Annotated in this window: 5 protein-coding genes and 1 pseudogene; all 6 read right to left on the minus strand. The window is 50.8% G+C overall.

What is annotated here, in order from left to right; all coding sequences use genetic code 11:
- Positions 1-1,095: outer membrane protein assembly factor BamB (gene bamB / locus ABYW01_RS13410; RefSeq protein WP_372833501.1), on the minus strand; the 1,095-nt coding region annotated here is incomplete at its 3' end.
- Entirely contained in the window at positions 1,096-1,755 is a 660-nt protein-coding gene (locus ABYW01_RS13415; protein ID WP_372833504.1) for a YfgM family protein, read from the minus strand.
- A gap of 26 nt (positions 1,756-1,781) precedes the next feature.
- Positions 1,782-3,020, minus strand: coding sequence for a histidine--tRNA ligase (hisS, locus tag ABYW01_RS13420; protein WP_372833510.1), 1,239 nt, complete (start codon positions 3,018-3,020; stop codon positions 1,782-1,784).
- A 57-nt stretch (positions 3,021-3,077) separates the two neighbouring features.
- On the minus strand, positions 3,078-4,142 hold the full coding sequence (locus ABYW01_RS13425; RefSeq protein WP_372833507.1) for a RodZ domain-containing protein: 1,065 nt from the start codon (positions 4,140-4,142) through the stop codon (positions 3,078-3,080).
- Entirely contained in the window at positions 4,139-4,906 is a 768-nt protein-coding gene (gene pilW, locus ABYW01_RS13430) for a type IV pilus biogenesis/stability protein PilW (protein WP_372833509.1), read from the minus strand. Before pilW ends, ABYW01_RS13425 begins: the two co-directional genes overlap by 4 nt.
- Positions 4,907-4,916: 10 nt before the next feature.
- Positions 4,917-5,192, minus strand: a pseudogene (locus ABYW01_RS13435) (23S rRNA (adenine(2503)-C(2))-methyltransferase RlmN); the annotation flags it as partial.

The raw sequence follows: 5,192 nt of genomic DNA on the forward strand, positions 1-5,192 counted from the left end.
TTCGAACGACAACATGTCACCTAACACACCGTCACTATCGACCTTGTAGCGAGCAACAAAATGTCCATCAACCTGCGACATAAAATGCAGATAACCTTCAGCATCTGCGACAGCCAGCGAGCTACTTAACGCAACGGGTGATGTTATGGAGCGATTCTCCAGTGCATCCTGTCGCCAAACACTAGCGCTGCTGGACTGATCAAATGCCTGCACAAAGCCGTTCGCTTCGCTGACATAAACATTACCAAACCCTGCAGCCAAACTGCGGTAGCTCGACACGTTCTGAGACCACAAAATCTGAGCTTTACGTGGATCCATCGCGATCAAACGACCCTGATAACTGCTGACAAACAGACGACCATCCGCTAATAACGGGCGTCCATCAATATCAACCATTCGCTCTAGCTCCGAACGCCCCTGAGGAATAGCCGCCTTACGCTCCCAGACCACCCGACCTTTTGCGTTATCAACGGCCACCACTTTACCACTGGCAAAACCTGCCAGAGTTGCGTTCTGCGTTACAACAGGGGAACTCGTGCCACGCAAAGTCAAACGTGGCACCAGATTATCATAGGTCCAGCGACGCTCACCTGTGACACGATCAAATGCCACCAAACGACCATTAATCAGCTGCGCGACAACAAGATCAGCATTCACCTGCGGGGCCGCAACCACCTCAGTGCTCACTTTTGCCCGCCATTGTTCAGTGCCATCAACGTCACTTAAGGCAATCACTTCTCCCACTTCAGATGCCAGCGCAACGGTGCCATATCCAGCACCAACGCCACCACTGGCAGGAAGTTCAAGCTCGGCGTCCCAAACACGCTGACCGTCATTGCGATTGAAAGCCTGTACGCGACCGTTGCTGTCATTGGCGAAAATCAGGTCTCCCCAGATAGCAGGCTGGAACTGGTGGTATTTCTCACCTAAACCAGAACCAACATCCGCACTCCAAAGCACATCAACCGATTTTTCGGACTCAAAGGACACCAGTGCATTTGGAGCAACCTCATCTTCAGAGCCACCCCAAAATCCACAACCCGAGATCATTACCGCCATAGCGGTAGCAGCAACGCCACGTACAAGCATTTTCATTTACTGTTCCTTAACGGCAAGGTCATCCAGTTTGATCGTCAGCAAAGGGCGCGAACCACCTTCCGCTGTCGCGCTTTTAGCTTTCTGATAAGCCGCACGCGCTGCATCTTTTTCGCCTTTTGCCAGCAGCAGATCGCCCTTAAGCTCCTCAACGCTCGCCACGAATGCGCCTGCTTTAATGCCATTCAGCAAAGAAAGCGCTTCATCCGCATTTCCTTGTTCCGCCAACAGCCTCGCCTTACGCATTGATGCTATAACTTGCATTTCAGGCGTAGGCTTATGGGTCAGCACCCAATCAATCTCAGCCAGTGCCTGATCATATTCTTTCGCATCTACAGCGATACGTGCCTGAACAAGCGCTGCAAACTTCGCATACGTTGTACTCTCGTAGTCGCCTTTCAGCTGCGATGCCAAATGTTTAGCCGTCGCCAACTGAGCCTGATCGCTCTGAGGTCCGATACCAGACACCACCGCTTCTACCATGTTCTGATACAAAATCGAGGCATTTTCTGCTTCAACTGCCTGACGATCCTGCCAACCTTTCCAACCAACAACTGCAGCAACAGCGAGGCCTACACCAAGAATCAGTGATTTACCGTTTTCTTTCCACCACTGCGACAGTGCCTGGACCTGTTCTTCATCAGTACGTATCTCTGACACGCTATACTCCTGTTATCCGTGATCAGTCATGCATTCCAAACGGCTTTAATGACCGTATCGAGGTCAGCCTGTGCAATATCAAAACGAGGCTCTTCACCCTGCCACAATGTGGCGACCAGCCCTTCATCAGCTTGCTTAACCAATGCAACCAAAGGCGCACCTGTTTGACGGGCTTTGGCACCAATATTTTTTAACCCGGCACAGTGTACACGTACCCGCAGTCCCGGCACAGCATCACGCAAATGCTCAGACAGCGCGATCACCTGATTCTGCAAACCTTTTTGCTCCGCCGCCAGATATAGGTCAAATGGTTGACGCACATCGTCAGGAATCGCATCAAGCGTCTCCAGCAACAGGATAAGACGCTCTATCCCCATGGCAAAACCTACCGCCGGTGTAGGACGACCACCTAACTGCTTCACCAGACCATCATAGCGACCACCTGCACACACGGTACCCTGAGCTCCCAGTTTATCGGTTACCCACTCAAAAACCGTCTTGCAGTAATAATCTAATCCACGTACCAAGCGCGGGTTAATCTCATACTTCACGCCTGCCGCATCCAACATCTCGCGCAGATCAGCAAAATGCGCACGAGAATCATCATCCAGATAATCACTCAATACGGGAGCGTCATCCAGCAATGCCTGGGTACCTTGATCCTTACTATCAAGAATACGTAGCGGGTTAGACTCCAAGCGACGCAAGCTGTCTTCATCCAGCTGATCCTTACGCGCTTCCAGATACTCAACCAAAGCAGCACGGTATTCTGCACGCGCCTCATTGGAACCTAGCGTGTTCAGCTGAAGCGTTACGGCATCGAGAAGTCCCAGCTTTTTCCACAATCGGGCGCTCAGCATGATCACTTCTGCATCAATATCAGCAGACGCCATCCCAAAGGTCTCAACACCAATCTGATGAAACTGACGGTAACGACCCTTTTGAGGCTTTTCATAGCGAAACATTGGACCTGTGTACCACAGGCGCTGAGTCTGATTGAACAACAAACCGTGTTCTTCACCTAATCGCACGCAGCTCGCTGTACCTTCAGGACGCAGCGTTAGACTTTCGCCGTTGCGGTCCTCAAAGGTATACATCTCTTTCTCAACGATATCGGTCACTTCGCCGATCGAACGTTTAAAGAGCTCAGTCTGCTCAACGATCGGCATTCGAACTTCGTTGTATCCGTATGCACCCAGTACCGATTTAACGGTATTTTCCAGATACTGCCAAACAGGTGTTTGCTCTGGCAATATATCGTTCATTCCACGAATGGCTTTTACTTTGGCCAACTCTCAAATCCTAAAGCTATTTACAGATATTTATTCAACAACAGGCAACGTCATGCGCAAGATGTTGCCACGCCCACGCTGTGTCAGCTCTACGGCCTGGCTATTAAAGGTCATACTTTCCACCGAAGACAACGCCCCTAGTGTGACTTTCATCGGTGAAGGACCTCGCACATCGACCCCACGGGCAGAGCCACGCACACTCGCTACCAGCAATTTCCCAGTACTGTCACGTACCTCAACCCAACAGTCAGCATCAAAACTGATCTGTAAATGCCCTTCGCCCTGGACAACCGGAGCAGGCTTTTCAGCAACAGGCGCTGCCTGCGCAGCAACAGTGGCAACAACGTCCTTATCGGCCAGATCAGGCTCTACTGCGCTCGGCACTGAAGCCTCTTCACTTACGATAGCTACCGCAGGCTCATCCACATCAGGAGCAACCTCATTAGCGATATCGCCTGACGCAGGTAACGCAGCAGCGTCCTCTGCATCAACGGAAACCTTATTGAGCTCTGCAACTTCTGCAGACTGACTGCCCCCCGCATCTTCCTGCTCAGCGGAAGCTGACGGTGCAATCTCAACAGTCGTTTCTGCCGTGGCTGGAGTTTCTTCCACAGTGCTACTTTCAGCTTCTACATTAAACGCTGCAACAGCAGGGACATCGACTGGCATCTGCTGCTGATTTATCCACCAATTTGCGGCAACTGCTACACCGGCCAGAACCACAATAGACAAGATCCATTTCCCGGCCCGACCTTTGCGTTGCGGCTCATCCAGCCCCCCTCCAATGATCTTAAGCGGCTTAGCTTTTGTCTTAGAGGAGGTGGACGTCAGACGTTCATAGTCCGCAACAGCCTGTTGCTCATCTAACCCCAGATGCCGTGCATACGCCCTAAGATATCCCATAGCAAAGACACGGTTTGGCAAATCACTCAGACGCCCTTCTTCAATTGCCACCAAGTGGCTGGACGAAAAGTTCAGGATAGATGCCACTTCCTCTACATCTTGTCCTTTGGCCTCGCGTGCAGCAGAAAATTCCGCTCCAGGGAAAATTTCTTCAACCGTTTCTTCCTTATCTAGCTGTGTCTGGCTACTCACCGTGCTGACTCCTCATACAGCTTGTACTCTGCAGAATCCGGGAAAAGATTCTTCAACAACAATGCATAGGTTGCGGCTTGCGACGCCTGCCCACGCTCCCGGGCAATTCGGATTCCTACCCAAAGACTCTTAGCATAATGCTCTACACGACGACGTTCTACCAATCCATTGAAGCGTTCAAAGTACGATTCGGCCTGATTCAATCGCCCTTGATCAAGTTCAATACTCGCTAACTCAATCATGGAAATTACACGTGAAGGGCTGATTTGCAACGCACGCTCGAAGGCGTGTTTAGCTGCGGCAGAATTATTGAGATTGTTATAACAACGCGCGAGGTTTTCAAACGCTTGTGCGCGCCGGTTGTAAAAAGGATCCTGAGTGGCTTGCGCTAGCTCTTCACAAGCTTCTTCGTACCGTTCAGCCGCGAATAGGAAGGCACCAAAATTATTGCGAATCATTGCTGATTGCGGTGCTTGATCGGTCGCTTTACGAAAATACTCTTCTGCTAACGCTGCCTCGCCTTCCAACTGGAAGACCAAGGCCAAACCGTTAAAAGCCTCTGCATCAGATGGAACTAACGCCAGAGACTTCTGAAAAGACTTTTTGGCTCCTTGCAGATCACCTGCCTGCAAGTACTCGATACCGAGACGGTTATAAGCAGCATTCGCAGCATCGGCTCCATCCCCACCACGACGCACATTCTCGCTACTACAACCAGTCAGAAGTATCAGCGTCAGAATCAGCGTTAGACGTAAACCGTTCACCCAAAAGCTCCTATTGAGGTTTGTTTATCTCCTGTGGAGAAACCTCTTGTATCACAGGAATATATTTTTGACTACGGCGTGTGCGGTCCACGACCTGCCCCACTAACTGTCCGCACGCGGCATCAACATCATCGCCCCGCGTCTTACGCACTGTTGTCAGAACACCACCGTTCAACATAACCTGTTTAAACGCCAGAATAGCACTGTCGCTTGGACGCTCATATCCGGAATTAGGAAACGGGTTAAATGGAATCAAATTTAATTTGGAAGGCAGTCGGCGCAGCAA

The sequence above is a fragment of the Pontibacterium sp. genome (assembly GCF_041587635.1).
Classification (GTDB): Bacteria; Pseudomonadota; Gammaproteobacteria; order Pseudomonadales; family Balneatricaceae; genus Pontibacterium.